This window comes from Pseudomonas sp. GW821-FHT02A11 (genome assembly GCF_059421985.1).
In genome coordinates, this window is the sequence record NZ_JBWKWB010000003.1 from 300,437 (window position 1) to 326,794 (window position 26,358).

Here is a 26,358-nt window from a genome sequence, read left to right on the forward strand (position 1 = left end):
CGTCCCAGGCGGCCCCAGACTGGCTCCATTATCTCAAGGAGCGTCCCATGGCTTACCCCACACATGCGCAGTTGGTAACCCTTTACGAATCCCACGAAGAAATCGTCCAGTGCCTGACTCAACAGTCTGTGATCACTGCGGCCGATCTCAATGATCAGGGCAAGAACGTACTGTGTCGGCTCGCCAGCGATTACTGGTCGCTGATTTCGTTGGAGGGTCGTGCAACATTGCTCTCCCACCGTCATCATTTTGTGCGCAGTTGCGCGGTGATCAGTAAGAAACGACTGGAGGAGACACTCGTTGCAGACATCCAGGACCAGGCAGTTGATGAGCTCCGCATCCGATTGCAGGATCTCAATCGACGGGCGAACGAGATGGAAATGGACTTGACGATTCAAGCGTCAATTCTTATTGCCGGTTCGAAGGCTAATACGGACATGACGAAGCTCAACGTCGAACGCAACCAGGTCCGAAATCGCCTGCATGCACTCGGGCAGTCCGACACTCCTAAACACTATGTCTGGATTTAAACATGGGAATGCACGCTAACAGCCGTGGCCGCGCTCAAAGCATCTGCGCAGTCCATGTCAGGACCCGCACAGCGCCAAGATTACTGCGGATTCAGAATGTCCTGGTCAGGCATCGCCAGGCCTCCTCCGCACCTGAGTGCGCAGCAGCAGCTCAAGACATCTTGGCGTCCTTAAGACAGCAGATGCCCGGCCAGTGGTTGATCGAGGGCGGCGAAGAGTTCGATTTTGAATTGGCTCGACTTGTTGACGGGTTCGAGGCAATTCACCCCTTCGCATACCCAGCAGATCCGCCGGACCTAGCTCTTGATGATCTCAATGAGCTGTTGGCCAGGTTGTTGGATTGGGCAGATGACTCAAACATCAAACTCTCAGCGTAGACGCATGCCGCTTCTGGCATGTGTCGTGTGGTCTGCCGCGTAGGTTAGAATCACTGATCTTGGTAGGAACAAATCATGCCTTCAGGTCAGTCACGGAGCACCATCAGCGTTCGCGCCGGCAAGCATCTCCGCTTGCTGGTCCGGATTCAGTGGCTAACGCTCACAGCATCATTGATCCTAATTTGGATTGGCGTCTGGGTTCGACAGCCATTCTCTACACTGGGGATGGACTTCCCTCTCCTGGCCGTCTGGTACTGGTTGCGCAAAGAAGCCAAAGCCCAATCCGCCCGCAATGCTGCATTGCAAGCGGAGTCAGATCGCTTGGAATCGTTACTCAACGCATCGAAACATGGGCAAACCAATCCGGAGCGCGATGTGACCAACAAAGTTGAAGTGATCAGCCGCGGGAACCCGGGTTGAATGTCTCCGCTACAGAGGCTTTTGCCACGATCCTTCTAGGCGCAGGATGTACATTCAAGCCAGGAGAATCCCATGGTTAGCCATACAATCGATCCTGATGTACTCCCGATGCGGGAAGCGGCAGAAATGGCCGTATATCGCCTCTATGGCTTCTTAGGCGCAGGTGCCCGGCTCACTCAAACGCTTGAGAACCTTTCAGGCACTCAACGGTTTGTTGCGAGCCCATACCTTGACCGAATGGTCCTTCTCAAAGTTTGTGTTCTCGAAAGGCGCCCCGATGACCCTGTGCTTGTAATGGTAGAGCATACGCCGAGTGACGATTGTTCTTACGCGCATATAACGGCCCGCTCAGCTGCTCACATCGCCTGGACCGCAGTCCTGCAAGCGGTTCGCGTGAAAGGGCCATTTACCCTTGTGTCACTGACCGCCGACGGCAAAGCACTGGCTCTAGATTTATTACCACCGCAAGTCGAAGCCTCAACAAAATGACTCCCAAGCAGACCCTGTTTCTTCCACTCACAGAAGAGAAAGCTGATCAGCTTTCTGCGTATGACGCACGGCCGGCGGAGCTGTTCGCCAAGTGGACTATTGCAGAAATCGCCGCTGCCTCTGTGATTCAGAACCTTTCGGCTTTCGAAGGTCTGTCTCTTCGCGACGATAAAGCCGAGAAGGCGCTCGCCGAGTTGATAGACATCGGCATTCAAGTCAATGCATCCGGGTCTGATGGTGACTTTGGGACTGTTATGGCGGCTCGATTCAAGCGGGAGGCCTTCCAGGCGGGCCTGCTCAACCTCCGTAGCATTCCCGCTAGGCTGTTGGACCCCGAGCTGGCCGCTGCCGGCGGTTTTCTCTTTCCTTCCGGGGAATGGAATTTCGAATTCAAAACAAGGCTCTCGGCCGAGCTGAATCCCTTTAAGGAGCAATTTCACACCCAGGACGGCCAAGCATTCCAGCTGACCACCCAACAAGCACGGGCTTTTCGTGTATTCCAGACGGAACTGGATGAAAGTATGGATTTGCAGGCACTGGCCGGAACTGGCAAAACATTCATGATCGAACGAATGGTCGACAGCCTTAGCCGTTATCGCCCTCTCGTTCTCGCATACACGCAAGTCCAGCTGCAGGCCTTGATGGTTCGGATTGGCGCAGGCCGTGTAGTCGGTATGACCTTCGGTCAACTCGCCACCGAGTGCCTGGAAAGGGATCAACTCAAACCCCACCGTAGGGGCGGAAAGCGTGCAAAACCATCTCACCAGCTGACGCCATCAGTTGTTGCTGAGCGGTTGGGTTTTGGTCCAATCGGGTCTATTCCGCCCTGGCAGGTAGCGCAAACCTGCAATCGCATGGTGATGCGTTTTTGCCGGGGCAAAGACGCCGAGATCTCGGAGCGACATATCCCGCCTTTGGACATTACCCTCAGCGCATTGGAGAAGGTCGTGCTCGTGGAGTACGCCAGGACGTTCTGGCAGCAGACCATCGAACCTACAGATCCCAAACATGACCTCCCCCTGCGTGGCTACCACCGAATCAAGCACCTCGCGCTTGCGGATGATGCATTCATAGATCCTCGCTACACCCATATCATCATCGACGAAAGTCATGATCTGACTTGGCCGATGTGCACGTTCTTGGACCGGTGCACACAACCGGTCATCACGTTGGGTGACGCGTGTCAGCGATTGGATGGGAATTACAGCAAGCGCTCTGCAGCGGTTCGCCATAGGGAGGTGGTGCACTCAATCCGGGCAGGACGCCAAATTGAGGCCGTCATCAACCCTTTGATCGAGCAGAACCCGCTAGTCAGCGTGGGACAGCTGGAGGGCAGTCGTGAGCGCGACACAAAAGTCACTTTCTACGATAGTGCGGCCATCCCCACAGAGCCGACGACCATTCTCTGTAATTCTGAATGGGGCCTTTTTGAGTGGTTCCAGCGGCTGGGCAACGCCGGCGCGAAGTTCAGTTTGCTGCCGGGTGCAGACCGAGCATTCCGAATTTTCGTCCTCGACTGCATTGAGCTCTACAACAACAGGATCCGCCCAACTCACAATGCACTGTTCAAATACACCAGCTGGGCATCACTTAGAAAGGACATGGTGAATGACGATTCTGCATTTCTCCGAATCGACCGGATGTTGAAGAAGGGCTACAAGTCGACCGACTTTGAAGCATCTCTAAAATGGCTAGACGTCTCAGGCCGGGCACCGATCAAACTTGGAAGAGTCGCCGATGCTCGAAACTCGGAAATCAACTCGGTAATGCTGGCCCCCGATCTCTTGACCTCCATTGATCAAGGCGACCGTATCGGCGCAGCGAAAGCCCTGTCCGCCATTTACACCGGGGGAACACGGGCTCGTTTTCGCCTCATAGTGCCCGGAGATGTCCGCGATTGGGCAGCGGACTTAACGGCCAAAGCCAAGCGGTAAAAATCCTGGAGCCGGTTCTGGCACGCGGCAAGTGCACTGATCCTGTACATCAACCCACGATCACAGGAACAATCATGACCGCTCAAAAAACAAATGCCTCCGACACCTTCACTTCGCAGGCTTCAGCTTCTGGTTGGCGCGCAAGCGCTGACCTACCTTCTGGCGTGTGCGAAGCAGTCCCGGTATGGGTGTACTCTCACAGCTTTCACACTGGCAGTCGCCTGATTGCGCAGTTGTTAAAAGACATCTACGACAACGGTCTGCCGGCGGATTACGTGGAAGCCCACCCGGGGAAGCCCGGCGACGTTCTCAACGCCGAGCTCAATACTTACGATGGCTTGCCCGCAAACCTTCGTGAACAGGCCCATCAGAGCCTGACAGGGGGCATGGTTCACTACTCCCGCAGCACCAAGCTGTGGGCGATGCTCCCCCATTATTCCCAGACACCTGGCGTACACCTGGTCATTGTTGATTGGCATGCTGCAAACGCACATGTGATTCAACAGGGCGTGTGCTTGCAAGCTGACCCGCTTTCTCCTCAACAGATCGCAGACATCAGCAAGCAGGTAATCTCGGCACACGTAGCACGTCACCCTTACGACAAGCCTATCTCGCGTCGCTCTCATTGAGAATTTCGAGTGGTCATTTTGGTTAGCACTTGTTATCAACCAGTGCTCTAATGATTTTGCCCCGGGGTGGGCAACGCGGTAAGCCGCTTCACGGCCTTCGAGCAAGTTGCAGCAGATCGGAAAGTCTTCGGACATCCCCGCCATTTCCAAGCCCATGCCCACTCACCCCCGAGGCATGGGCTTTTTTCTTTTCCGAGGCTAGTGCCACATCCCAGAGCACCTGAAGATTTCCCAATATCGCCCAGACGACCAGGACTTTTCAGATGACCACCACCATGATCGAATCCAACTGCAACATTCCCCCCATTCTCAGCGAGCGTGAAACCCAGATCTTGGGAACCAACGTTCGTGCCGCCTGCTTCGACGCTCTCGCATGCGCTGATATGTCCTATCACGCTGCAGGTATCTCGTTTGTTCAAGACGGTCGTTTCACGAAAGCCAAAGTCCGCGGTCACACTGTCGCAGCACTTATCGGTCGGTTTTCCAAAGGCCTGCTCATTCAAACGATCCGGGACAACATTGCAGAGAGCGCGCGCGACGTCGGGACCGCCATCTTCCCTAACCTGAAAAGTGATCTCACGTTGCCAAGTGATCACGTGATCGGCTTCGACCTGGATGCCGATTTGTATCAGGTGGCCAGACGTGGCAGCCAACGACTGACTGCTTACATTTTTCAGGTGCCCGGCTCAACTGCACCCTCCTTTTTCGGCGAAATCCACGTCGACCTTCACAAGTGCCAGGCCAGCTTGTCATTCAAAGAAGGTGAACGCTGGAACTGTGGACGTTCGATGCTCGACGACGAGATCGAGGTCATGACTGCCGATACCTATGAGGATCTGTGCATATTGATCACAGCCGCTTTCAATAAGGCTGCAACTACCATCGGCAATCGGAAATAGGCCGCAGTCGGAAAACACAGCAGGCTTTTGACTGGCCTTTCTTGATCAAGCCGCTACTCTGTTGAACAGGTAGCACGGACGCCGCCCCCCAGTGTGTTGTCCCTGGCCGCGCCTGCGTCGCGGCACCGAGCCGGAAGCCCCTCCCCAGGGCTCCGGCTTTTTCATTTCGTCCTCGGACCACTCGCCCGATCAAGCTCAACAAGCTTCACTGGGATCAAGACATCAGGAGAGATCACCTTCCATCCCAAATCTTCGATCCCCGAGTCCGGATCTGGAGTATTTCTTGTTCATCACCGCCAGGGCCGCACGGCTGTGCCCTATCCCCAGCACAAGCGACGCTGATCAATGCGTGGTGTAGATCCACAAAGAGCATCAACTTTGATGCCTTCGATGGTTCTGCCACCCGATAGACGACTACATGATTGCTCCATCACAAACGATCAGGAGCCACATGATGACAACCATCCTTTTCCCGTATCACCCAAACACCGGCCTGCGACTCACACAGACCGTCGAGCATGTTCCAGCAACGTGCCCGCAGGACATTTTCAAGATGGATGGAATAATCCAACTCGAAAATGCCTCTGGCTCTTCCATGGATTGGAATAGTGCTGAGACCCAAGCTGTGGGGACAGATATTTATCTCGCTGACGAGCGTGGCACTCAATGTCGCGCCAGCGAGGCGGTGTGGAGTGAGGTCGACGCATACCTTATCGAGATTCATACACCCGGCGTGAACAGCCATCCGGAAATGGCAAATTTCCTGCGCAATCAGCTCATGGAGCTCTCCAGTGCTGCACGAGAAGTGATTCTCGACGCTCAGCAGGGAGTCGATACAGGTAAGTCGAGCGAGTTGCTCAAAGCCTTGCTAATCAAGCAAGGGCTCTGGGAGGAATTCAATCCTAAAGATGAGTAATAGTCCTTAACTCGGAGCTATTCAGCCCCGCCACCCGATCATCATCAGGAACCACCCAATGTCCCAGCAAAATAAAACGTTCACTGAAGGTCAAGACCTTACCCACGCAATTGTGTTCGCAGATGTGGATGAGTTTGAAAGCGTCCATAAGGGGCTGATCGGGCCTCTCTTCTTTGCTTCAGAGCAGGAAGCGCTCAAGCGATTTGCCGCTTACATCCAGCCCTATCTTGTTGAAGAGTCCAGCGTACGAAACTCGTGCGTTGCAGCCCTTGCTCGCCACGGCGTAGATGTAGGGGCCGAAATGAGCATCGAATCGATCCGTAGCTTGCCTCTGCAAGCGTTACAAGCTCTCTGCGACGCTTTTGTCTTAGAGCGATCCTGTGCAGAAGGCCGCCAGTGCTTTTTCGTCATTAAACCGATCCTGAGCTAGCCACCAAGCTGTCACCACTTAGAGGAGCTGACTGTTCGCGATCAGCTCCTCAATACATTCTGGACTGCGAGCGTGAGCACGCCGCGCTCTTCAAATACCGCCTCTCAATCATTCAGCCCCTCACTTAAAGCCGGAAAACGAGCACTGCTTTTGGCTGGTGGCACTCAACCAATGCATCGACAATCTCGCTATCAACTCAAGAGGCGGATGGTCATGGGATTCAATCTGACGCGATTTCTGGAATGCACCGGCACTGTCGCTGGCATCTCAGGTGCAGTGCTGCTATCGCTGAACACCAGCTACTCCCCTTTTGGGTACGTGCTCTTCTTGCTCAGCAGCTTGCTCCTGGCCGGCCACGCCCGCATGATCAGAGCCCGTTGGCTTCTCACGCTCCAAACCTGCTTTTTGCTGACCAATATGAATGGGATCTATCACTGGCTCCTGTTGCCGGTAATGGGGGGCTGATGAACCGCCCATCCCAACCACAGAACTCTCAAGCCTTTATGCCAACGCACTATCACCTGCTTCAGATAACCGAGGGCGCTGACCCTGCAGTCATCAAGGCTTCCTACAAAGCCCTGGCCCAGCGTTATCACCCAGATCGCAACCCAGAAGATCCCAAGGAAGCGGAACGCCTCTTCTGCCTCATCACAGAGGCTTACGAGGTGTTATCCAATCCAGCGAAGCGGGTGGAATACGATGCTCATCTCAAAGCAGAAAGAGATCGCGCTTTGAGTGATTCTAGGCCTGCGTCTGGGACCCCGCTCCGCCCAGCGCCAGGGCAGCCTTCCCGACCGGGATCGAATCCAAAGCCGTCCAGCTCTTGGGTCGCACATCGTATGAGCGCATTCATTAACAGTATCGTTTCCAATCCTCGGGCACCAATGGCGCTGAAGTGGCTGCTGTCACCGCCCTGGAGGCTGGTGTTAGTCCTTCAAATCCTTGTCGCGATTTATCTATTCAGAGACTTGCTGTTCTAGCTTCCGGTTCTGGCACACAGCGTTCGGATCGATGATGTCACCTCTTCTACTCTTCCCTGGAAATAACAATGGGTCGGATCAGTTACGAAATCAGCCACACTGCTGCTGTCACGTTGTATTCCAATTCCAGCCACGAGACTGAACACCCAGAAGTTCTCTTCCGAAGCCTGGTCAGGAAGCAGGTGGGCTGTCCGACTGCCCTAGTGATCGATCTGTTAAGCCAGTCCTATCAGAGCACCTCGGGAAACCATCGCGCCGGTGACCCGCTGTTCACCGTTGCCCTGTACCCGGGCGACGTGGAATACGTGTTGATCGCGGATGTTGAGGATGGCACCGTCGTTCGACGCGAAGTTGCACCGGTCGGGCTGGCGCAGCTCCCTACATCCTTTGAAGCTTGCGTAACTGCTTTTTTTGGCAAGGCTCGGGCAGGCGGAGCTATCGCTCTTTCCTTCTCACAGCAGATTGCCGCCAGTGCAGAACGCGTTACCCGGGCGATTGCAGAATGTGACGACGACGAGCTCATCGTTAGCGCTGCAAGCCTGAATCTAGAATTGACTGCTCTACTTGGGAGCAAATACACCGGATTACTCGATGCTTCACGCGAAGCCTTCATCGAGCTTCAATCTAATTCGCGCCTATCAGCGCCGGCTCCTTGCACATCAGAGACGGGAACCCTTCACCGCTGGATGCCTGGTAGCGAGGTAAGGCTCGGCGAGTACGAATTCGGGATTCTGTTCCGAGATGAAGGCACGACACTCCAGGTCCTCATTGAGGAAGGAATGTTAGTCACCTGGCCCCGGAACAAGGGAGGTCAGTCCGTTCAAGTCACCCATGTGATGCCATCATCGGACGAGGTGCAAATGCACTGCCGCAAGGCCGTGCCCTACCGCGGATTCAAGTGCACAGCATTTGGCGAGGGGCAAGCATTGTTCTCTGACGGTGAGATAGAGGCTCGCTACTGCGTTTCAGTGCATGAGCACTGGGAGCTTGAGGCTTGGGCCGGAGTTAAGATCGAGATCGATCGCCATTTCATGCACTAGAAAGTCAACGATCCCATGGGCGATTCCACCACGATCTTGAGACGCGGATTCAGCAATCGCACAACATGATGGCAGGTCAAAGCTGGCATGGAAGGAAGACGATCCAACGAATTTTGGCCATGTATTTTGGATAGCTAACTCGATGTAGTTAAGGTGTACTTGAGTGATCAACAGCCTTGGTACACCGCTATGTCAGCACTCCCCATTGAGGTCGTGAACAGCTCCAGTGAGCGAACTGCGGCCATTCGTTCGGCTATGACCAAAATCGCGCGATTCTGCAGCGCCCAGCGTGTCGAAATGCGTGACGAGAAAATGGCCCAGTCACAGTTAGAAGGCCATTTGAAAGCTGCAGACTTTGTTTTCGACCGTGAGCACAGGTTATCTGCTCAAGACATCCCCGATTTCCTGATTACCCAGGACGGGTTTTCAATCATCGTTGAGATGAAAACCCGCGCGCAGCGAATGAAGATCTTTCGCCAGCTGGAACGCTACTCGAAGCACGACAGTATTGACGGAATCATCCTGCTCAGCGGTACGGCACTGGGTATCCCTGATTTGATCGGGGACAAGCCGGCCATTTACGCTTCCATGGGGAGGGCATGGCTGCGATGAACACCTACGGCGCCCTGACCCTAACTGACGACAAAAAGACCTGGCTAATGCAAGGTCTGGCACCACATGTTGCGATCCGATTGAAACAGCTTTTCCCACGGATCTCCAAAACTCAGGTTGATCGCTTCACCTTCCCTAACGACTTAGAGCATTGCAGTGATCTAGATTGGTTTACCAGTCGTTACCCGTTGGCCATCAACGACTCGGATGCACGAGCTCTGAAAAAGGGTAAAAAAGGGTTCACTCAGCGCCAGGCTGAACTCGAACGAATCCTCCTGCCTGACTACAAGCCGAAACCTCTGGTTGGATTAAAGCCTGCCTGTCAGTCTCGACTCTATCAACAACAGGCAGCTGACCTTGCCCACGCTACCCGTACCCTGCTCTTGGGAGACGACATAGGCCTTGGCAAAACGGCTTCGGCGATGATGTGGCTGCTAAATCCGGATTGCCGCCCATCCCTGGTCGTCGTCGATACCCACCTTCAGAAACAGTGGCAGGAGAAGATCGAAGAGTTCTCCGACTTTTCTTCACACATCATCAAAACCTCAGCGCCGTATGAGTTGCCGGAGAGTGACGTCTACATCATCACGTACGGCAAGCTTGCAGGGTGGGTGGACATCTTCCAGAAGGGTTTCTTCAAATCAGCGTGCTGGGATGAGATTGGCGGATTGCGCAAGGGTAAGGAAAGCGTGAAAGGTCAGGCTTCAGCAGTTTTGGCGAGCAATGTGGATTTCAGGCTGGGCCTGTCAGCGACGCCGGTCTACAACTATGGTATTGAAATATATAATATATTTGAGGTCCTGCAGTGCAACAAATTGGGTACAAGGGGTGAGTTCCTCAGAGAATGGTGCTCAGACGATCAGCAGGTCTCAGACGCTGCGGCCCTTGGCTCCTATCTTCGGGAGCAGAAAGTATTCTTGCGGCGGACCAGGCAGGATGTGGGAAGAGAGCTCCCGCCCGTTAACACTATGGTCGAGGACATCGATCACGATCAGAAAGCTCTCAAGTCGATCGAAGAGATCGCACGCAAGTTAGCTCTGCGCTATGACCAAGGAACCTTTGAGGAAAAAGGTCAAGCTGGCCGTGAGCTCGACATGCTGGTGAGACAGGCAACAGGCATCTCCAAGGCTCGCTACATTGCGCGGTACGTCCGAATGTTCCTCGAAGACAACATTCCCATCGTGCTTGCTGGCTGGCATCGTGCGGTCTATGACATCTGGCTTGAAGAGCTTGCTGATTTTTCACCAGTGCTTTTCACAGGGACCGAATCACCGGCTCAGAAAAAGGAAACCGAGCGAAAATTCCTAGCCGGAGAAACGAACCTCATGATCTTGTCATTGCGTTCTGGCGCAGGACTGGATGGGCTTCAAGCCCGCTGCAGTGTAGTAATCCATGGCGAATTGGATTGGTCTCCAAAATTCCATGAGCAACTGACCGGTAGGCTCGATCGGGAAGGACAGCAATCCCCTGTTCTTTCCATCTACCTCTGCTCGCGCGATGGCTCTGATCCACCCATCATGGAACTGCTCGGAGTGAAAGCCTCGCAAGCAGCCGGCATTACTGACCCTGGCCGGGTATTTGAATCGAACGTTGCTGACACAGGGCGTATGCGAATGCTGGTTGATCGCTATCTACCAAAGGCGTCAAAATCCGCAGCCTGAGGTTCCGGCACACTCTCCGCTAACTGATCATGGGCGTACCCTCTCAATAAACGCCCATGAGCCACCTTCACGTCATGACCAAAACATCCAAGACAACCATCACCGAGGTTCGACACGCTGACTGGAACCACAATGTGGTAACGGTAACCGGCGGCGAAGGTGCGAGTTGCAAACGTCCGTGCAAGCGCTGTCCGTGGCGCAAGGATGCCGTGGGCGAGTTTCCGGCGGAAGCGTTCAGACATTCTGCACATACAGCCTACGACATGTCAGATCGGACTTTCGGATGCCATTCGCGTGGCACCGACAAGCCAGCTGTTTGTGCTGGTTTTCTGGTCGCCGGAGCAGATCACAACCTGAAGGTCCGTCTGCAGAGAATGCGTGGAAAATGGCTCGATTCCACGGATGGGGGTCATGAGCTATTCGCCTCATACCGGGACATGGCAATCGCTAATGGCGTCCCGGAAGACGATCCCGTCCTAGCGGATTGCAGAAACCCGAGTAGCTGAGGGTTCTGACACTTCGGTAAGCCCTGCAAAATTTCGGCATCAATTAATTAGAGATGCCGACATGCTCCCTCCCCGCCTCATTAACGGCATCCAGCGTGCCTTCACGATCGAATGCTTGATACCGACTCCATCAATGGAGCGTGACTTGGCCAAGCTCCCTGATTCGCGAAAGCTCATGCGTTTTACATTGCCGATCTGGCAACGTGATGAAGTGTGGACTGAAGCCCAGAAGGTAGAGTTCTTGGAAGGAATCTTTCTGGGCTTTGGCACCGGCTCACTCGTGGTGAACGGTCGTGAATGGACTGGAGCTGACGGCTGCCCCGCCCCAATGACCGGGTGGCTGATCGATGGACAGCAGCGCGTTTCAGCTGTTCGCGACTTTTTAGCCGGCCGGCTTCCGGTGTTTGGGTCTATCTACTGGGCAGACATTCCTCGTGTCGAGCAACTGCGTCGATTCCTCAACGTGCCTTTCCCTCACTTGGAAGTCGAATACATCGGCGACGAGCCGACGCTCAAAGATCTGTATCGCCGATTAAATCGAGGCGGGACAGCTCACACCGATGCAGACATGCAGCGCCTTGACCAGCAAACACTGCCACCAATTCATCACTGAGGTAACCTATGCCACTTTCGGTTCTCTGCCACTTCGACTGCTGCAACGCTCAAGGTGATACGCTCCCGGCTACCCGAGTGCTCCCCCAATCTACCGATCAAGGCCGGACAGTCGAATACGTTCCTTGCTGCGATGTTCATTCAATTGACTGGTGGGGTGGCGCTGACTGGGACGGCAAGCACCTGGAGAAGCCTCTGATGGACGTGGCCCAGCTAGAAGACTTCGTCGCCTCACATGGTTGTGGCGACGTCACTCAGCAGGGAATTCAGCTTGCCCAAGCGTTGATCGCTGCCGGCGATGACTACGCGACCGCCGCGGCTGAGATTACCGCTCGCGGCCTTACCTTTGACCCAGACGATTCAGACTGAATACGACCATGGCAAGCAAACCACCGATCCCTCCGATAATCAGTCTCGCTGAATTCAAACTCTGCCTGCGATTGAATACGCGCCCTGGCCATGAATCGAATCCAGATCTCGATGAGGCAATGCACCTGGTGCTAGTTAAGGGGCTCAGCCAAGCGGAAGCCCGCAAGGAATTTCCGCATCTGACCAAACAATCACTCTACAACGCGCTGGCCCGTATGAATGCGCAATACGTCTCAAGAATTGCCACGCTGACAGCTGATCAATTTGAATTCGGTGTAAGCGTGGTCTGCCCGGACATCTCAGCAAGGGCTAAGACATTGGCAAAAGCGCACCTTGGCGATCCTGCCTCGGAGAGCCCAACGGGTAGCTCTGACACCGCACAGGAAGCTCGCCTGGCTATCGAGATGCTGAGATCGTTTCACCTCAAAACGCTGCTTGCCTACACCCCACATTAGAGCTGCAGAGCCTCCAAGGGAGCCCGCTTGATTGCGGGCTTTCTGCATTTCTGAGGTGTTACACATTTCCCCATGCCTGATTTGAGCGTCTGGTTCTGGCACGCCAGATATCCGCTGAAGCTGGAAGTCCCCATAAGCAGTGGATTCCAAGCTCATGTTCGAATCATTAAAGGCCGCAAAGGCAGCTCAACTCACTCTCACCAACATGAAGGGGCCCGGCACGCGTGCGCAGCACAGAGCCTGGTCCTGCACACTTTTGTTTTTCGGAGCAATCGTAGGCTCAGCGTCCGGATCTGACCGGAAAAATGAGTTCACATTGGTCCTTAACAAAGGCCTCCAGGATCAAATCATTGAAAATCTGAAGAAGCATGGCTTCGAGCTGGACTTCACGAACATACCCTCGAATTCGATCGGGCCATCGACGCCCTCAAACTACATGAGACTGGCCATCGCACAGATTGCAGATGAGATGGACATCGTGAGGGAGATTCGAGACGCAACGACGAGCCAAACGTTAGTCGTTTTTGCAGCGGCCCCGGGTAAGGTTGAGGTTTACCCTTACAAATTCACCCCTGATGTAAAGGCAGAGCTGCAGAAGGCCCATGGGGAAAAAACCTTTGAAATCCTGAACGAATCCATTCTCGGATTGTAATTTGCAATACAGTTCACAGATTGGATATTCCCAACACGAAAAGACTGTGCTCACTGGTACAGCTCCCTGTGGCCATTCCGATAACAGGTAATTTGACGCCATGTTATTGACTAGCAAACAGGGGGCGATCTGTGGAAAATGCGGGCTCTTTAAAACTACCCTGCCTGAGAGCATCAAGATGCGCTCCACCAGCCTGACAGCAACTTCGGATACCGCTTTCCCTGCGGCCCCATCAAGGACGGCTGAAAAATTTGTGCTCCGCATCCCCATGGCTTTGAAGCAGGCCGTTGAAGATGTGGCGCGGAGACAATTCCGCAGCTTCAACAGCGAGGTTGCGTTGGCGGTAATCAGTCATCGCGAAGGACACCGGCGGTTGATCACCATGCGCAACTCTTTGGCTAACCGCCTGGGCCGCCGGGTGAGTGAGCAGCTCCTAACGAGCTTCAATCGTTTAAACCCTGACGACGGCATCATGCGCGACAACAATGTCCGATTCCCTGAGGGGCTTCGGAGCGAGCTGAAAGATTCAAGCGGTACAATGCGGGATTTCGTCGCCAATGCGTGCGCGGACTGGGTGTACTACAGCAATCAGATCGAGGCGCTTCTCAAGCGCTGCGATGATCCTGACATTCAATTCCCCTCACAGGGCGTGAAACACTAATATTTGCGCGGGCACTCGCAGCGCCCGCGCCCCTCGCCTACGCCCCTCTCGTGGCTCCCGCAGCCTTCACCGCGGCTCTTCGTCTATATTGATCACTCTGCTACGGCCCGCGCAGTGAGAGATCGATGGACGTGAATAACCCAACGAAAGCACCGACCTGTCCATATCGAATCAAGCCACGGACAGCCATCGCGGTTTGCATTCTTGTTGCAACAGCCGTGGGCTCAGTTCAGGTCGCACTACAGGTTCGCAAGTACAACGAATTCACTGATCAGGCATTTCGGCTGACGCAATCCTTCTCCGCGGCCAACGCAGCAGGCGGCCCCCTTACGGACTATAAGCCCGCCTTCGACGCCCTGGGACGGAGTGACCGAGCGATGGGCAGAATGTTGGCCATTGCCTACATTGAGCGCACTGGCAGCCTAGGAGAGCGTGACAGCGCGATAGTGACCGCTGCAAACACCCTAACTGGGAGGGACCTTTATAGGTTTCTGTCCGCAGCAGCACCGATGTTCGATCCCTCAGCTAGGGAAGAATACTTGGAGAGGCACACAAGAGAGGTCGAACTCCCTTTTGTAGACATGCGATCGAACACCCTCACGCCGGATCAGAAAACTGCGATGAGAAATTGTGCTGACCAGCTCAAACCCATCTACAGCGGCGACTCGATCGAGGCTCGTCTAAAATTTGCAGCCAGCCTCTACACAGGTGCCCGCTGGGAGACATGCTCTGTTCCTAAGCAGGGCGGCCAAAGTAGCAACATGCCACTCAGACAATCAATTTGAGCTTGCCGCTAGTGGCACAACGTGAACCTGGGACGATGGAGGACTAACAACCAGGAACTGCACCATGAATCCTCACGGCACAAATGAACACTGCAACACCTCAAACCACCCCGGTCGCGCTCATGAGCTACTTGAGCTTGGCACTATCGTAGGAACCCCCGGCTTCCTAGCGCTCTTCCCAAACCCGCAGGCGTCGCACGACGTTGTGAACGATGTTCTTAGCCGGTACATCAGTGCTGACTGGGGTGTATTGGATGCCAGCGATTGCGCGGCGAATGATGCGGCTTTGAACCCCGTGATCGGCGGGCGCATTTTTGCCAAATACGAAGTGATGCTTGAAGGAGGTAAGAAACAAGCGATCTACGTTATTACTGAGGCAGATCGCACTCTGACCACACTTCTGCTGCCCTCTGAATATTGAGATATCTAACCTGCGATTTTCGTCAAACATTTCTACGATAACGAAAAGGCCGCGACGATCATCGCGGCCTTTTTTGTGAGATCTGAACTTAGGCGGCTTTAGAGACTTCCACCTTCAGGCCGACCGTCTTGCACCAATCCGAAAGGACAGATTCGAGGGGAATTCTATCTTCACGGAGACCTTCAGCTGATGAAATCCAGTGGTCAGGATTTGCATCTAACCATCGCCAAAGGTGCGCCGGTAAGCTTTGGCAATCTGCCCGGCTGTGACCGGATGCGGCGTAATCTAGATACTCGTAAACCCAAACCGCACAGGCTAGCGATTCATCATTGAAAGTAGCTTCGATGACGGGTGGCAGTAACGACACCATGCGAGCAGAAATCATCATAATCGCTCGGAACAAACGGTCCTCTGTCGTACCAACTTCCTGTGCATAGCTATCTTGTCCTGCGGCTGATCGATCGGAACCATCATCACTGTGAATTCGCAGCATACCGTCAACCATGTATACCAACAAATCAGCATTTGAATGATCAAGAGTAAAAGACTGTTTCATTTTGAGCACCTCGTGAATTTGAGTATCTATTCTCTCCCTGTATTTACTGTGCCAGAACCATATTTATTATAAATCTTGGATGGTGCCACGCCTGGTTACACACGAATATGAACCTTCACAAACTTAAGGGTCATAGCAATGAATGCATCTACAAAGGTGGTTGGCGTACTTCAGGTTTGGGACAACGGTCTTTCGTGTGAAGCCGAGGTAACGCACGCTATCGTACTTGACATGGATGCCATGCTGGCCAGAGCTCGCGCTGGGCAGGCGCTAGCTCTAGCCAACGGCTTGAAGGCTGTTCGCATGGATTACCACCCTGATCAATGGGTTGGTTCTGAGACTATTGATCTGCTGGGTTTGGAAGTCACGAGCGACGGTATATTCACGTTTCTCCACACAGGATACGTAGGAACGGTGTCCTACAGTATTGAGGAAACCTCAGACGTCTTGAGCAAACTGAAGTTGGACGGTATCAGCTGGTTCTCCGATACGTTTTCCTTTGAAGAGGTTCAAGAGTTGCTGTCCGAAATGGGCATCACCCACCAGACCTAATTAAGATGCACGTGAAAATGTCTACGGGTTCTTGAAGATAACTGGCCCACCTAAAATCACGTCATTCAACCAGGAGCTTGGCATGAGAATTAGATATAGGTTTTGCTACGGAGAAAACGTTATCCCCTAAAACAGACTTAAAAAAAGGGGGCCGAGGGCCCCCTTTTCTTCGCCCTATTCCGGCGATTGCTACATGCCTGCGGCTTTGAGAAGCGGGTTGCTGGATGAACCGTTGCCGCCATTGGTCTTGTAGGCGTCGAGCATCTTGCCTGTTTTAGACCATTCGAAAACGGTTGCTTCGGACTTATTCTTACCGACGAAGGGAATTGCCGTTATGAGATTGTATTCATAACGCCACTCCTCTTTTCCCATCACTTCGTTTTTCGAACTCGGATATCCGATCTCTTTCACCACCTGCTCTTGGCTCGCATGAGCCGACTTGAGCTGCTGAACCTTCTCAGGTGAAACGAAAATACCTGTTTCATAGTCCAGCGGCGAACGGCCGTTAGCACATCCTCCCAGCATGGCCAGAGAGAAGACTGCGGCGACAAACAAAGCTGCTTTTTTCACGAACATGTTCCTGTGTCTATTCAGATCGAGCCGCGTCAATGCGGCCTCAGTGCAAGCCAGTGGTTGGCCTACCGATCAACATAACGGTTTGATCGTTGATCGGCGAGCCAAAATACGTGTTCGGAATCGGTCTAAACAGATGGAGGCTGGCTGAGTGCGACTTCAAAATCAGCAATGAATTGCTCGATCAAAAAGCCTTTACGTCCTTCGTAGCTCTCCAACGGATTCATGTAACGGACCAGATGCATGTATGTCGGGTTGAACATCCCATCCTCCATGGTCTTGAGGTCATGCGTGGTATTTGCAGCAAAGCAGGCCACAACCATCTCACGGTCACGGATCACCGTGTTGATAGCCACGCTTGTCATTTTCGACAGGAACGGTACCGCCACGGCGTTAATACCTGCTTCCCGGAGCGCCAGGGCGTGCATAAATCCTGTGACCAGAACCAAGGGGCGGGGATCAATCAAGTGCGACAGAAAAACCGTGTCCTTTGGATAATCAAGGCCAACAGTATAGGTTCCTGAAGCGAAACCCTCGCGCGCTCGGAGAGACTTCGGTCTGTAACCCCAAAAACTCGACGGGCCACCCTCCGGATCCTCTAGAAAAGTAACTACTAGACCATGGGCTTGAGAGCGGTCCCCTGACCCTATATACCCATGATGAGCCATCCACCCCAAAGCCTCAGATTGCCGACGGCTGATACCTACTTTGGCTAGCTCAGTAGCAACAGTTTCTGGGTCGCCGTAGTAGGCAAGCCTTAGCTCACATCCGAATGAGTGGGAATTACTCCAATGCTTTCCAAAGTGATTCTGAAGACCGAATTCCCGTGCAGCTAACTCCACAATGCCGTTTGGTGACGAACGACAAACCACTTCGAGAGGGCTCGGCTGATGATCAAATGGGGAGTATGTTACGAGCCCCAATATTGGGCGCTCAATCGTCCTGCTGATTGCCCACCGGACAGCGTGAAATGATTCGGTGCTCTGCATCAGCTCGCCAAACACCGCGAAAGCATGTACAGCAAGCCAGCTACCACATTTCGGACAGTGAGAGGTTTTGGGGTTAGATTTCTCCACGTTTTGACAGCTCGTGCACCGGTACCCGCTGCTATTCATGCCTGTAAGTTGGCTCCATAGGCTGCCACGCTCGAAGCATTCAAAAAGCGCTGCCCGAACCTCATCAATCTCTGCTTTCACCTCTGATGGCCAGGTCTCGGGTAATTGCTTGCCGATGTACTGGGCGAGTAGAGGTTGAGAGGACTCTCGCACCTTGCAGGGCCCAATCGACTTCGATGGACGTCCAGACTTGTCGTCAATCTTTGCGGTAGCGGCAAGGGTGTTCCAGTCGCGCACACCCTCCTGGACTGCTTGTGCTTCGAGGGCGATAGAGCGGGTGATTTTGATACCCAGGGACTGAAGGTGATCGCGCAGCCGATCGGCCCGCTTTTTGTACTGAGGAACGGTATGCATGAAATCTCTCCAGCGGCGCGCTTCCGTCGAAACGGATGGGCCCTCCATTGCCAAAGCACCGCCCTGAAGTTTCAAGGGTGATCTTTGGGTTTTAACTCAGTAATGAGGCGGCTTTCACCAGGCCATTCTTGGCGGAGGGGGCAGGCAGCACGCAGCCTGCTTCACAGCATAACTGGCACCCTAGCGTGTGCAACTCATAATCAGGCATCCATTTTCAATCGGTTCTGGCACAGACGAAATGCTTCGAAACTCCTCACATACCAGAGAGGAGACTTGAAATGCCGAGCGTCAAAGAACACTTGAAAGCGATGGCGGGTACCATCGACTCCATTCGTTACTACCCTTCAAGGAGTGTATTCACCGATTTCGTTGAAATGGCTGCGATCTGTATCCGCAACGCCTATGACATGAAGGGACACGGCGATCGTGAAGCGGTCTACCTGAAGCTGATTCAGAAGTACAAACCCGAAGACCATGCTGTATTCGCAACTCTACTCAAGCAGCTCACCTGTGCTTTGAGCGACCACCCAGCCGACATCCTTGGTGAGTTGTACATGAACCTGGGCTTGGCAAATGAAAAGCGGGGACAATTTTTCACTCCTCCATCCATTTCCGATCTCTTGTCTCGCCTGGCCATCAACCCGGATCAGGTTCGGAGTGAGGTGGCGCAACGTGGATTCATCACCCTTTCAGAACCAAGCTGCGGCTCTGGGGCAATGGTTATTGCGTTTGCATCGAACTTGCTGGATCTGGGAATCAATTACCAGCAGCACCTTCACGTCACGCTGGTAGATCTGGATGTTCGTGCAGTCCACATGGCGTTCATTCAACTCAGCCTGCTGCACATCCCGGCAATCGTTGTGCATGGCAACACGTTGACGCTCGAGGAGTTCAGTCACTGGGAGACACCAGCACATGGTATGAATTTGTTCCACCTTAAGCTCAAGCGGGGCTTTGCGATTGACAGCTCCCTGGGCGAGGCATTCATACGAGGTGTTGATCCAAAGCTTGCAGACAACGAAATGGAGCTCGCACTTCTGCCAACCCTGAACCAGACAGAGACTTCCCTCCAAGGCTTGGCCTTGTAACGCAGCGGCTTGATCATCCCATGTGCTGACCCACTGCACGTCCATTCGATACCACGACAGAGAGAATAGATCTGTAATCCCAGACCGACACCCGGTCTGGGAATCCCTCAAGCCCGCTGTATTTTCAGCCAAAAGCCATAAATCCCTTCCTGTTCCGCCTCCCCTATCAATTGATGTCCTGTCTGCAGTGCGAACGTGCGGAAATCTCGTTTGGTGGCAGCGTCCGTTGATAGCACATGGAGGACTTGTCCATGGCCCATCCGGTTGCTCTCCAGCCGCGCTTTAAGGATTGGCATGGGACAAGGAAGGCCACATGCGTCGACTATCACATCATGCTCTGGGTAGAACTCAGCAGTGGCATCTGACATCGGTAACTAATCCTTCAAGGGGTGCAGGCAGCCAGTGTAACTCGCATTTTGATAGGGGCTTCTGGCACAGGCCGCGCCAAATAATGATGACTCACATGCGCTGCGTTCCCAGGCAATTCTGGGAACCGCCTCCCCTATGTAGTCGCCGGCATATCCGACGTTGTCACTCTGAATCAAGGTATTTCCATGAAGCTCAAAATTGTCCGATTGGACCCGACTATCGTCCCAACCCGCGATCCACAAATGCTTAAGCGCCAGCACCATCAGTTGCAGGAGCAGCTGATGCGGTCAGCTCACACTGACCATCACACTCGTGCGGAGCGGGAGTACATGCGTGAAACGTTGGCTGGGTTGAGTGCGACCTACCTATCAATTACCGGGTCGGTATTGAAGTAAGTCAGAAGGTGGCGCACCACTACAATTACCCCTGGCAACTGTCATGAGAGGTCTGAGCTGTGATGCATGGTATTAATTCCCGTCTTTGCCGGCGCATGCCTCGCTACGGACTTAGGGATGTCCAAACCTCGCGAGCGCTTGATGTTCGCAGGCGCAATGGCATGTTCTCGAAAAATCGGATTGCATCTCGTGAAGCTGCAGAGGGCTAAAGCATGGCAACGATCTCGCGACTCGCTATCGATACTGTTCGCGACTACATCATCGAGGATGAAGGTTGCCGGCTTGAAATGGATTATCTGGGCAACCAGGTGGTACGCGCGGCAGAGGCTCAGCTGGAGCGTGAGGAAAGGGAAGCTTCCCCTTCGGTGCCTTTGTTGGAGTTCTTTGAGCGGTCTGACGACATGGGCCAGGGCCGACTTCGCATGATCCTTGATTGTGACTCTGACGTCATAATCGAGATCATCAGCGTGGATGGTGAATCCCTAGCTTTGGAATTCTGTACTTCGACCACAGGGGGTGGCCGATCGCCGAAGGTGCGTGAGGCTCTGTATCATCTGATGCAGGCTATTCGTGAGGAGAATTTGCGAAGACCTATTTTGTGATCGTTTCATTTTTGTCCCAGCACTTGAGCTTCTTCTCGAGTTTGAGTTCGACAGGTTGCGGAGCGGTTTTTGTTTCTCTTGGTTAAAAAGGCTAAGAGCGGATTAAGAGCGGATAGGGGCAAGGATTTGCCTCTGGAGCCCGCGAGAATCAAGGCTGTGCTCCTAAACTGCGGCGCATAGCACCTACATCATGCAGCGCTCAATACCTAAGACTATTGGCTCGCCAGACCTACAACCCTATTCTGGGGCTGTAAAATACCCACAGAGTTATCCACATTTAGGGCCTTTTTTGGGCGTTTTGTGGACCTACAAGCAGATTAAGCGCAACGAACCTACTACCCAATTGGCCGCCGAATCGACCTCAAGGTCCACATTCGTGGTTGCGGCGCAGCATACCTACAACCCTACCACTAAAAAGCAGCAATCGACCCTTCGTGATTTCGGGTTGGGCGCATCAAACCTACGACATCAGGGATTTAGGGCTCACCAGACCTCCAACTTTTGTCTGCTTACCCACAGGGTTACACACAGGAGCCCCTGGAACCTGCGCATTTGTATATGGACCTTGTCAGAGTACTAGGTTTGCTGCGCCCAATCTGATCGATGATTGCAGCAAGTCGTAGGTTTGCTGCGCTGTAATTCGCGGCAATCGATAGAGCGCACCAAACCTACATCCCTATGAGAATCATCTGGTTACAGAGAGTATCTAACCAAGAGTCAGAGGTCTTCGGTGTGGTTCACGGGCTGGAGGACGCGCCGGGGGCTTGTAGGTTTGGTGCGCTCAACCTATGCGGGTAATGGATGTTGGTTGTAGGAGTGCTGCGCCCTATCCCCCATCCAGACCCATGAGCTCGAAAGCAGTACCGTTCGTGTTTTTGCTATTCAGCACTGAGTGTTATGCAGGGTTTTGTAAGTTTTACCGAGATATACCCGCTAACCTGAGGATATTGATTGGATTTTTCAAATCAGGTCTGCGTGCGACCGACCACGCATGGACTGGGCGTTGGAGGTTTGCTGCGCCCAATTCAAACCCGATGTTGTAGGTTCAATGAGCTCTATTTTCTCACCGAATGTGGCGAGTGCCTCGTACCGTTCTGATCGCTCGTGCCGCGCCTGGGTTGTAGGTCCGGTGCGCCCTAAAATCCGCAATTTGAGAGAAACCGGTACGTTGAAGGTTTAGTGTGCCGGACTGTTAGTTATCTGCTGATTGTAGGGGATGGCTGATGTAGGTTTGTTGCGCCGGAATTCTATCGAGCGAGCATGCCTTGTAGGTTTGCTGCGCCCTTTCCAAAACGTTCGCGTGATGGGTGACAGACTCAATGCGCCCCGAGATTACTTCTCAGAACCCTCTCGGGGGACGCCTTATGCCTTTGTAGGTTTGATGCGCTCAATCGTCGAACACGTTGTCCGAGCCGTTATCCATGGGCTGATGTGCCCGGGGATCGTTTTCAGGTTGATTGTGCGGAGGAGACTCTGGTTTACCCTTCACAGCGTTCCGAGCGTCAGCGATACCAGTCTTGGCCCTGATTTCACTGGCTTTCTTGTTCGCTTTCATCATGTGCTTGATGAAATTGTCGTGCGGGTACAGGTCAAACTGAATGTCCTTGGTGATGCGTTTGTCGCTCTCATCCTTGAAAACCGTCTCCTTCCAATCAGGCAGGATTACATTCTGGTCCGCCAGGCTGGATAGAGCGTTACGCATCGCTCGAATGTTGTCTTTCATCCTCACTGAAAGCCCGCGGGGGCTTTGTTGAAGGAATGACACCAGCTTTGGCTGGTAAGGATGGTTCGGAGAGGCCTGGGTCCAATAGTGCGCTAGCCGCTTGTAGATGTATCTAGCAAGGTCAGATTTCAGCCCCATTGAGATGCTGTAGTCGTACAACCGGAATGCCTGAGTTTTCACGCCTAGAGTGACCAGCGGGTGGAATGTTGCGAAGCAGCGGGCTGATCCGTCAGACAGGTAGTCTGCTCGTGTCGTGATGGCCAGCTTAGGGAGTAGGTTGCCCCGGTAGCTATCCCGGCCTTTACCAGATCCTGTCGAGCATTCCAGAAGTGATGAACTCATAACGTCCAGTGCCTCGTGGACCTCTTGAGCACTGTAGGTATGCTTGGTCTTGGCCAACTCTTTACGGAGCTGACTGATCGTGAAATAGACGCCCACCTCTTTGTCATCCGGCGACTCAAAGGAATTTCCGTTCACCGCAATCTTGCGCAGAGCTTCCTCGACAATCTCCTCGCGAGAACCTGGGTAGAGAAGGACGCTAACGGTCTCCCCCTTGTCGTTTGTACGCTCAACGACTGCAGGCTTGATCTTGATGGTGTAGACAGCGCCACGGCTCTTCAGCTGCCTGGTGATGACGCTGTTTTCAGGATCAAGCTCGGTATTGGCCCAAACGTATTTAGGTAGAGCGTCATAGAGCTCAATGGTGTTGCTGTAATCAGAATCGGCGGCTTCCAATAGCTCGAACAAAGCGAGCTGAGGGCTCTTGTCACCCGATTCTTTGGTGGTCGCAATTCCCTTTTTGGAACTAGCCATTGATGAGCTGCCTCGGTTACGAGCGGTATCGAACTGCACGGCCAGGCTAGAAAGCGTCCAGTGGGCCGAGCATCATCCTCCCATTCTACATTTTGCGCAGACCACTCGCACTTAGGCTGGACGAGACGTGATCAGTGGATGGGCACCCGATTTTACAAATGTCGCACGATGTGTATGCCTACTGAGAGATTGGCAGCACCTAGGGCCTGAGAAATGGAAGGGTCACTTTGGCTGGTGCCACCGCTGGTGCTTGAGGATGATGTGCCCATAGTTGCTATGGAACGCAGTAATGAGCACTCGAATCTACAACGGCCGCATTTTAAAGAACGCCACCCTTACCGACGCATTGGCCAGGCTTCAAGGGATGCGCGCAGAGTGTGTACGCCGGGCACAAGCTGGCGTTGCAATGAGGGCTGCTAAATACCGCTATTTTTGGGCGGACATGGATGAGAATTATCTCCCCTACCCCAGGAAACACTTCGACAGTTTTTTCTGGCGGATCCTGGAAATCATCAAAACCGAGCGAACCAACGTGATGGCGCTGGGTGAACGAAGCACGGACTGGGATTTCACTTTCGATGTGCTTCTTTTACCTTTCGGCGAACACGTACTGTCACTCCATATTCTGGAAAACAACCCAGGCTTCACGGAACTCCTCACTGACGCCGGCTTTGAGGACTATCACTACCAAGATGCTACCGATGCTCCTGCGGGACTATCGGTTGCCGAATGGAGATCGAGGAAGGACGCCTGGGATCAAGCCATGCCGACCGGTGTACCTGCTCACTCTGGGTTGACCTACACATTGGTTTCTTGGGACGACATCAGAATGTCGATGTTTGATCGTGAGCTAATCCTCAGTACAAGACCCTCCGACGAATATCGTCGTAAGAGGGTTGCTATGCACCTGATCGACACTCTCCCCCTCCAGCCAGGAATCGAGCACATGGGGTTGTTTCAGAAGGCAAAGCTTGCCGAGGCACTTGCAGATGAACGAGCCCCGTACGTAATTCTGGCCAGCGATGAAACGGTCAACAGTTGAACAGGCCAACCGCCACCGCAGCGTGATTCCGAGCCGACAGTTTGTGAAATCGCTCACAAAGCCGACGAACGGTCTTAACTGATGAGCTTGCCTGCCGACAATTGGATCCAGAGCCAGTTAAGGCCGACGTTGCACTCAAAAGTGCACATATATGGATGGGGTCAATGACCCTGTAGAAGGATGTAGTGAAATGGCACTCCCCTCGACGCTCATTGCTGGAAGCAAAGGACGACCGTCGGGGTCGAACAGGCATCTGTTCAGGCACCGTATTGGCATAATGGATTTCAATATTTCGGACCATACACCCGAGCCAAAATTGTTTGGCTCGCGGGGTAAACGGCCACAGGCTGTTCGCTGGTATGAGACCGGCTGCATGATCGCCAGCTTCAACGCTGAGCCGGTTGCAGTGGTGCCCGGAGGCAAAGGTCAAAGCACCAAAGCGTCAACCCGTACAGGCAGACTGACGGTTGATTTGTAAGTCCAGGTCACTTCTTTCAGCAGTTAATACCCTCCCCTGATCATTTCCCAAGCGCGGATTCCTACACTCGAATCGAAGCACGTCCACATGCTTCTGCCACACACGCATCCAGTTGACCATGGCTCATCAAATTTTCCCAGGGAACAAAGTCATGACCAATCCCCCGGTGGCAACAACACCTGAAATCGATGCGCTCCTGAAGGCGAAGACTGTCTGCGCGGTCGGAGTGTCAGGTGGCAAGGATTCTCAGGCTTGCCTGATCGCAGTTCATCACCACCTGAACTCGATCGGCTTTGAGGGCCCTCGAGTTGCTATCCATGCAGACCTTGGCAGCGTTGAATGGGAGCAAAGCCTCTTCAAGTGCCAAGAGGCGGCAGACAAATTGGGATGGGAGCTTGTCGTTGTAAGCCGGCCCGCCGGAGGACTGATGGACCGTTGGTTGGTTCGATGGGAAAACAACGTTAGGCGTTATATAGATTTGAGTTGCGTCCAACTGATTCTCCCTTGGTCAACGCCCGGCATGCGTTTTTGTACGAGCGAGAGCAAGTCCAGCCCGATACGCAGTAACCTCAAGAAAATGTATCCGGATTACAACATTGTTAACGCAACAGGTATTCGTCGTGAGGAGTCTGCTAATAGAGCAAAGATGCCCGTTGCCAAACATGAGCCACAATCTGCACGTCGTGGATTTGATGCGTATCAGTGGAATCCGATCATCGACTGGGTCGTTTCGGACGTATGGGCCGTAATCGCTGACGAGGGTTTAGAGCCTCATGAGGCTTATTCACGCTATGAACTTACGAGGGTAAGTTGCCGTTTTTGTATCATGTCTTCGGCCGCTGACATGGCCAATGCAACACGAGATCCTGCCAGTCACTCACTCTACCGCCAAATGGTGGATCTCGAAGTGGAGTCAACCTTTGCATTTCAGAGCAATAAATGGCTCGGTGACGTAAATCCGAGCCTCTTGGACAGCGAGACTCAAGACCGCCTGCAACTAGCAAAGCAGGTATCCTTGCGTCGTAAAGCTCTGGAATCAGCCATTCCGAAGCACCTGCTTTACGCGAAAGGCTGGCCAACAGTCATTCCGACAGTCGATGAGGCTTCGTTGTTGGCCGACATCCGCGGAGAGGTCGCCGCCGGCGTGGGGCTCAACATCAAATGCACCACTCCACACAGCATCATCGAGCGTTACGAGGAATTGATGGAACAGAAGAGACTCAAGGGAGGTTTCTCGGTTGATGAGGATGAAGCCGTCATCCAGCTGATCCCGGCGTTACAAATCCAACCCCAGCAGCTCTCCTTCTTGTGAGGGAATGG

General features: G+C 53.5%; 31 protein-coding genes. 26 read left to right on the forward strand and 5 right to left on the reverse strand.

Annotation, left to right across the window (positions count from 1 at the left end):
* Window positions 1–47 precede the first annotated feature (47 nt).
* The 21 genes from AC07V9_RS06635 (at window position 48) to AC07V9_RS06735 (ending at window position 15,378) form a co-directional block, all read left to right on the forward strand.
* Window positions 48–530 (forward strand): hypothetical protein, encoded by a 483-nt coding sequence (locus AC07V9_RS06635; protein WP_495014925.1) that lies wholly within the window; start codon window positions 48–50, stop codon window positions 528–530.
* Between the two features lie 452 nt (window positions 531–982).
* Window positions 983–1,327, forward strand: a complete 345-nt coding sequence (locus AC07V9_RS06640) for a hypothetical protein (RefSeq protein WP_495014926.1) — start codon at window positions 983–985, stop codon at window positions 1,325–1,327.
* A 72-nt stretch (window positions 1,328–1,399) separates the two neighbouring features.
* On the forward strand, window positions 1,400–1,816 hold the full coding sequence (locus tag AC07V9_RS06645; protein WP_495014927.1) for a hypothetical protein: 417 nt from the start codon (window positions 1,400–1,402) through the stop codon (window positions 1,814–1,816).
* Window positions 1,813–3,750: a helicase gene (locus AC07V9_RS06650; RefSeq protein WP_495014928.1), complete on the forward strand. Its 1,938-nt coding sequence runs from the start codon at window positions 1,813–1,815 to the stop codon at window positions 3,748–3,750. The genes AC07V9_RS06645 and AC07V9_RS06650 overlap by 4 nt, the downstream gene beginning before the upstream one ends.
* 74 nt (window positions 3,751–3,824) lie before the next feature.
* The gene (locus AC07V9_RS06655; RefSeq protein WP_495014929.1) at window positions 3,825–4,379 is read left to right on the forward strand and encodes a hypothetical protein; all 555 of its coding nucleotides are present in this window, start codon (window positions 3,825–3,827) and stop codon (window positions 4,377–4,379) included.
* 263 nt (window positions 4,380–4,642) lie between these two features.
* Window positions 4,643–5,278 carry a hypothetical protein gene (locus tag AC07V9_RS06660; RefSeq protein ID WP_495014930.1) on the forward strand — a complete coding sequence of 212 codons (636 nt, stop codon included), beginning with the start codon at window positions 4,643–4,645 and terminating at the stop codon, window positions 5,276–5,278.
* Between the two features lie 451 nt (window positions 5,279–5,729).
* A complete protein-coding gene (locus AC07V9_RS06665; protein WP_495014931.1) occupies window positions 5,730–6,194 on the forward strand; it encodes a hypothetical protein in 465 nt (154 codons plus the stop codon).
* A 58-nt stretch (window positions 6,195–6,252) separates the two neighbouring features.
* On the forward strand, window positions 6,253–6,624 hold the full coding sequence (locus AC07V9_RS06670) for a hypothetical protein (protein ID WP_495014932.1): 372 nt from the start codon (window positions 6,253–6,255) through the stop codon (window positions 6,622–6,624).
* Between the two features lie 72 nt (window positions 6,625–6,696).
* Window positions 6,697–7,089 (forward strand): hypothetical protein, encoded by a 393-nt coding sequence (locus tag AC07V9_RS06675; RefSeq protein ID WP_495014933.1) that lies wholly within the window; start codon window positions 6,697–6,699, stop codon window positions 7,087–7,089.
* Between the two features lie 38 nt (window positions 7,090–7,127).
* On the forward strand, window positions 7,128–7,604 hold the full coding sequence (locus tag AC07V9_RS06680; RefSeq protein WP_495015109.1) for a DnaJ domain-containing protein: 477 nt from the start codon (window positions 7,128–7,130) through the stop codon (window positions 7,602–7,604).
* A gap of 68 nt (window positions 7,605–7,672) precedes the next feature.
* Window positions 7,673–8,644 (forward strand): hypothetical protein, encoded by a 972-nt coding sequence (locus tag AC07V9_RS06685; protein ID WP_495014934.1) that lies wholly within the window; start codon window positions 7,673–7,675, stop codon window positions 8,642–8,644.
* Window positions 8,645–8,833: 189 nt separating this feature from the next.
* Window positions 8,834–9,256 carry a hypothetical protein gene (locus AC07V9_RS06690; protein ID WP_495014935.1) on the forward strand — a complete coding sequence of 141 codons (423 nt, stop codon included), beginning with the start codon at window positions 8,834–8,836 and terminating at the stop codon, window positions 9,254–9,256.
* Complete coding sequence (locus AC07V9_RS06695) at window positions 9,244–10,917, forward strand: SNF2-related protein (protein WP_495014936.1); 1,674 nt, start codon at window positions 9,244–9,246, stop codon at window positions 10,915–10,917. Before AC07V9_RS06690 ends, AC07V9_RS06695 begins: the two co-directional genes overlap by 13 nt.
* A gap of 74 nt (window positions 10,918–10,991) precedes the next feature.
* Window positions 10,992–11,423, forward strand: a complete 432-nt coding sequence (locus tag AC07V9_RS06700) for a DUF6283 family protein (RefSeq protein WP_495014937.1) — start codon at window positions 10,992–10,994, stop codon at window positions 11,421–11,423.
* 145 nt (window positions 11,424–11,568) lie between these two features.
* Window positions 11,569–12,036: a DUF262 domain-containing protein gene (locus tag AC07V9_RS06705; RefSeq protein ID WP_495014938.1), complete on the forward strand. Its 468-nt coding sequence runs from the start codon at window positions 11,569–11,571 to the stop codon at window positions 12,034–12,036.
* A gap of 197 nt (window positions 12,037–12,233) precedes the next feature.
* Window positions 12,234–12,404, forward strand: coding sequence for a hypothetical protein (locus AC07V9_RS06710; RefSeq protein ID WP_495014939.1), 171 nt, complete (start codon window positions 12,234–12,236; stop codon window positions 12,402–12,404).
* An 8-nt stretch (window positions 12,405–12,412) separates the two neighbouring features.
* A complete protein-coding gene (locus AC07V9_RS06715) occupies window positions 12,413–12,859 on the forward strand; it encodes a hypothetical protein (protein ID WP_495014940.1) in 447 nt (148 codons plus the stop codon).
* A gap of 154 nt (window positions 12,860–13,013) precedes the next feature.
* Window positions 13,014–13,511 (forward strand): hypothetical protein, encoded by a 498-nt coding sequence (locus AC07V9_RS06720; RefSeq protein ID WP_495014941.1) that lies wholly within the window; start codon window positions 13,014–13,016, stop codon window positions 13,509–13,511.
* Between the two features lie 100 nt (window positions 13,512–13,611).
* A complete protein-coding gene (locus tag AC07V9_RS06725) occupies window positions 13,612–14,172 on the forward strand; it encodes an Arc family DNA-binding protein (protein WP_495014942.1) in 561 nt (186 codons plus the stop codon).
* A gap of 125 nt (window positions 14,173–14,297) precedes the next feature.
* Window positions 14,298–14,957 (forward strand): hypothetical protein, encoded by a 660-nt coding sequence (locus AC07V9_RS06730; protein ID WP_495014943.1) that lies wholly within the window; start codon window positions 14,298–14,300, stop codon window positions 14,955–14,957.
* A 64-nt stretch (window positions 14,958–15,021) separates the two neighbouring features.
* Window positions 15,022–15,378 carry a hypothetical protein gene (locus AC07V9_RS06735; RefSeq protein WP_495014944.1) on the forward strand — a complete coding sequence of 119 codons (357 nt, stop codon included), beginning with the start codon at window positions 15,022–15,024 and terminating at the stop codon, window positions 15,376–15,378.
* Between the two features lie 88 nt (window positions 15,379–15,466).
* On the opposite strand, the gene AC07V9_RS06740 is transcribed toward AC07V9_RS06735, so the two are convergent.
* Complete coding sequence (locus AC07V9_RS06740; RefSeq protein ID WP_495014945.1) at window positions 15,467–15,934, reverse strand: hypothetical protein; 468 nt, start codon at window positions 15,932–15,934, stop codon at window positions 15,467–15,469.
* Between the two features lie 138 nt (window positions 15,935–16,072).
* Between AC07V9_RS06740 and AC07V9_RS06745 the strand changes: the two genes are divergently transcribed.
* Entirely contained in the window at window positions 16,073–16,486 is a 414-nt protein-coding gene (locus tag AC07V9_RS06745; protein ID WP_495014946.1) for a hypothetical protein, read from the forward strand.
* Window positions 16,487–16,675: 189 nt separating this feature from the next.
* On the opposite strand, the gene AC07V9_RS06750 is transcribed toward AC07V9_RS06745, so the two are convergent.
* Window positions 16,676–17,056 carry a hypothetical protein gene (locus AC07V9_RS06750; protein ID WP_495014947.1) on the reverse strand — a complete coding sequence of 127 codons (381 nt, stop codon included), beginning with the start codon at window positions 17,054–17,056 and terminating at the stop codon, window positions 16,676–16,678.
* 131 nt (window positions 17,057–17,187) lie between these two features.
* Window positions 17,188–18,528 (reverse strand): toprim domain-containing protein, encoded by a 1,341-nt coding sequence (locus AC07V9_RS06755; RefSeq protein ID WP_495014948.1) that lies wholly within the window; start codon window positions 18,526–18,528, stop codon window positions 17,188–17,190.
* 278 nt (window positions 18,529–18,806) lie between these two features.
* Here AC07V9_RS06755 and AC07V9_RS06760 point away from each other — a divergent pair, with 278 nt between their 5' ends.
* On the forward strand, window positions 18,807–19,616 hold the full coding sequence (locus AC07V9_RS06760; RefSeq protein WP_495014949.1) for an N-6 DNA methylase: 810 nt from the start codon (window positions 18,807–18,809) through the stop codon (window positions 19,614–19,616).
* Window positions 19,617–19,723: 107 nt separating this feature from the next.
* Here the strand turns inward: AC07V9_RS06760 and AC07V9_RS06765 are convergent, their stop codons facing one another.
* The gene (locus tag AC07V9_RS06765) at window positions 19,724–19,984 is read right to left on the reverse strand and encodes a sulfurtransferase TusA family protein (RefSeq protein ID WP_495014950.1); all 261 of its coding nucleotides are present in this window, start codon (window positions 19,982–19,984) and stop codon (window positions 19,724–19,726) included.
* 608 nt (window positions 19,985–20,592) lie between these two features.
* Here AC07V9_RS06765 and AC07V9_RS06770 point away from each other — a divergent pair.
* Entirely contained in the window at window positions 20,593–20,982 is a 390-nt protein-coding gene (locus AC07V9_RS06770; protein WP_495014951.1) for a hypothetical protein, read from the forward strand.
* 1,387 nt (window positions 20,983–22,369) lie between these two features.
* On the opposite strand, the gene AC07V9_RS06775 is transcribed toward AC07V9_RS06770, so the two are convergent.
* Window positions 22,370–23,518, reverse strand: coding sequence for a replication protein (locus tag AC07V9_RS06775; RefSeq protein WP_495014952.1), 1,149 nt, complete (start codon window positions 23,516–23,518; stop codon window positions 22,370–22,372).
* A 289-nt stretch (window positions 23,519–23,807) separates the two neighbouring features.
* Between AC07V9_RS06775 and AC07V9_RS06780 the strand changes: the two genes are divergently transcribed.
* Together AC07V9_RS06780 and AC07V9_RS06785 are read left to right on the forward strand one after the other, a co-directional pair.
* Window positions 23,808–24,560 (forward strand): hypothetical protein, encoded by a 753-nt coding sequence (locus AC07V9_RS06780; RefSeq protein ID WP_495014953.1) that lies wholly within the window; start codon window positions 23,808–23,810, stop codon window positions 24,558–24,560.
* 629 nt (window positions 24,561–25,189) lie between these two features.
* Window positions 25,190–26,350: a phosphoadenosine phosphosulfate reductase domain-containing protein gene (locus AC07V9_RS06785; RefSeq protein WP_495014954.1), complete on the forward strand. Its 1,161-nt coding sequence runs from the start codon at window positions 25,190–25,192 to the stop codon at window positions 26,348–26,350.
* Window positions 26,351–26,358: the final 8 nt, after the last annotated feature.

What these genes read in the sequence shown, in the direction of transcription:
- AC07V9_RS06635 (WP_495014925.1), top strand. Translation starts at nt 48, where the DNA reads ATGGCTTACCCCACACATGCGCAGTTGGTAACCCTTTACGAATCCCAC.
- AC07V9_RS06640 (WP_495014926.1), top strand. Translation starts at nt 983, where the DNA reads ATGCCTTCAGGTCAGTCACGGAGCACCATCAGCGTTCGCGCCGGCAAG.
- AC07V9_RS06645 (WP_495014927.1), top strand. Translation starts at nt 1,400, where the DNA reads ATGGTTAGCCATACAATCGATCCTGATGTACTCCCGATGCGGGAAGCG.
- AC07V9_RS06650 (WP_495014928.1), top strand. Translation starts at nt 1,813, where the DNA reads ATGACTCCCAAGCAGACCCTGTTTCTTCCACTCACAGAAGAGAAAGCT.
- AC07V9_RS06655 (WP_495014929.1), top strand. Translation starts at nt 3,825, where the DNA reads ATGACCGCTCAAAAAACAAATGCCTCCGACACCTTCACTTCGCAGGCT.
- AC07V9_RS06660 (WP_495014930.1), top strand. Translation starts at nt 4,643, where the DNA reads ATGACCACCACCATGATCGAATCCAACTGCAACATTCCCCCCATTCTC.
- AC07V9_RS06665 (WP_495014931.1), top strand. Translation starts at nt 5,730, where the DNA reads ATGATGACAACCATCCTTTTCCCGTATCACCCAAACACCGGCCTGCGA.
- AC07V9_RS06670 (WP_495014932.1), top strand. Translation starts at nt 6,253, where the DNA reads ATGTCCCAGCAAAATAAAACGTTCACTGAAGGTCAAGACCTTACCCAC.
- AC07V9_RS06680 (WP_495015109.1), top strand. Translation starts at nt 7,128, where the DNA reads ATGCCAACGCACTATCACCTGCTTCAGATAACCGAGGGCGCTGACCCT.
- AC07V9_RS06685 (WP_495014934.1), top strand. Translation starts at nt 7,673, where the DNA reads ATGGGTCGGATCAGTTACGAAATCAGCCACACTGCTGCTGTCACGTTG.
- AC07V9_RS06690 (WP_495014935.1), top strand. Translation starts at nt 8,834, where the DNA reads ATGTCAGCACTCCCCATTGAGGTCGTGAACAGCTCCAGTGAGCGAACT.
- AC07V9_RS06695 (WP_495014936.1), top strand. Translation starts at nt 9,244, where the DNA reads ATGGCTGCGATGAACACCTACGGCGCCCTGACCCTAACTGACGACAAA.
- AC07V9_RS06700 (WP_495014937.1), top strand. Translation starts at nt 10,992, where the DNA reads ATGACCAAAACATCCAAGACAACCATCACCGAGGTTCGACACGCTGAC.
- AC07V9_RS06710 (WP_495014939.1), top strand. Translation starts at nt 12,234, where the DNA reads ATGGACGTGGCCCAGCTAGAAGACTTCGTCGCCTCACATGGTTGTGGC.
- AC07V9_RS06715 (WP_495014940.1), top strand. Translation starts at nt 12,413, where the DNA reads ATGGCAAGCAAACCACCGATCCCTCCGATAATCAGTCTCGCTGAATTC.
- AC07V9_RS06720 (WP_495014941.1), top strand. Translation starts at nt 13,014, where the DNA reads ATGTTCGAATCATTAAAGGCCGCAAAGGCAGCTCAACTCACTCTCACC.
- AC07V9_RS06725 (WP_495014942.1), top strand. Translation starts at nt 13,612, where the DNA reads ATGTTATTGACTAGCAAACAGGGGGCGATCTGTGGAAAATGCGGGCTC.
- AC07V9_RS06730 (WP_495014943.1), top strand. Translation starts at nt 14,298, where the DNA reads ATGGACGTGAATAACCCAACGAAAGCACCGACCTGTCCATATCGAATC.
- AC07V9_RS06735 (WP_495014944.1), top strand. Translation starts at nt 15,022, where the DNA reads ATGAATCCTCACGGCACAAATGAACACTGCAACACCTCAAACCACCCC.
- AC07V9_RS06740 (WP_495014945.1), bottom strand. Translation starts at nt 15,934, where the DNA reads ATGAAACAGTCTTTTACTCTTGATCATTCAAATGCTGATTTGTTGGTA.
- AC07V9_RS06745 (WP_495014946.1), top strand. Translation starts at nt 16,073, where the DNA reads ATGAATGCATCTACAAAGGTGGTTGGCGTACTTCAGGTTTGGGACAAC.
- AC07V9_RS06755 (WP_495014948.1), bottom strand. Translation starts at nt 18,528, where the DNA reads ATGCATACCGTTCCTCAGTACAAAAAGCGGGCCGATCGGCTGCGCGAT.
- AC07V9_RS06760 (WP_495014949.1), top strand. Translation starts at nt 18,807, where the DNA reads ATGCCGAGCGTCAAAGAACACTTGAAAGCGATGGCGGGTACCATCGAC.
- AC07V9_RS06765 (WP_495014950.1), bottom strand. Translation starts at nt 19,984, where the DNA reads ATGTCAGATGCCACTGCTGAGTTCTACCCAGAGCATGATGTGATAGTC.
- AC07V9_RS06770 (WP_495014951.1), top strand. Translation starts at nt 20,593, where the DNA reads ATGGCAACGATCTCGCGACTCGCTATCGATACTGTTCGCGACTACATC.
- AC07V9_RS06775 (WP_495014952.1), bottom strand. Translation starts at nt 23,518, where the DNA reads ATGGCTAGTTCCAAAAAGGGAATTGCGACCACCAAAGAATCGGGTGAC.
- AC07V9_RS06780 (WP_495014953.1), top strand. Translation starts at nt 23,808, where the DNA reads ATGAGCACTCGAATCTACAACGGCCGCATTTTAAAGAACGCCACCCTT.
- AC07V9_RS06785 (WP_495014954.1), top strand. Translation starts at nt 25,190, where the DNA reads ATGACCAATCCCCCGGTGGCAACAACACCTGAAATCGATGCGCTCCTG.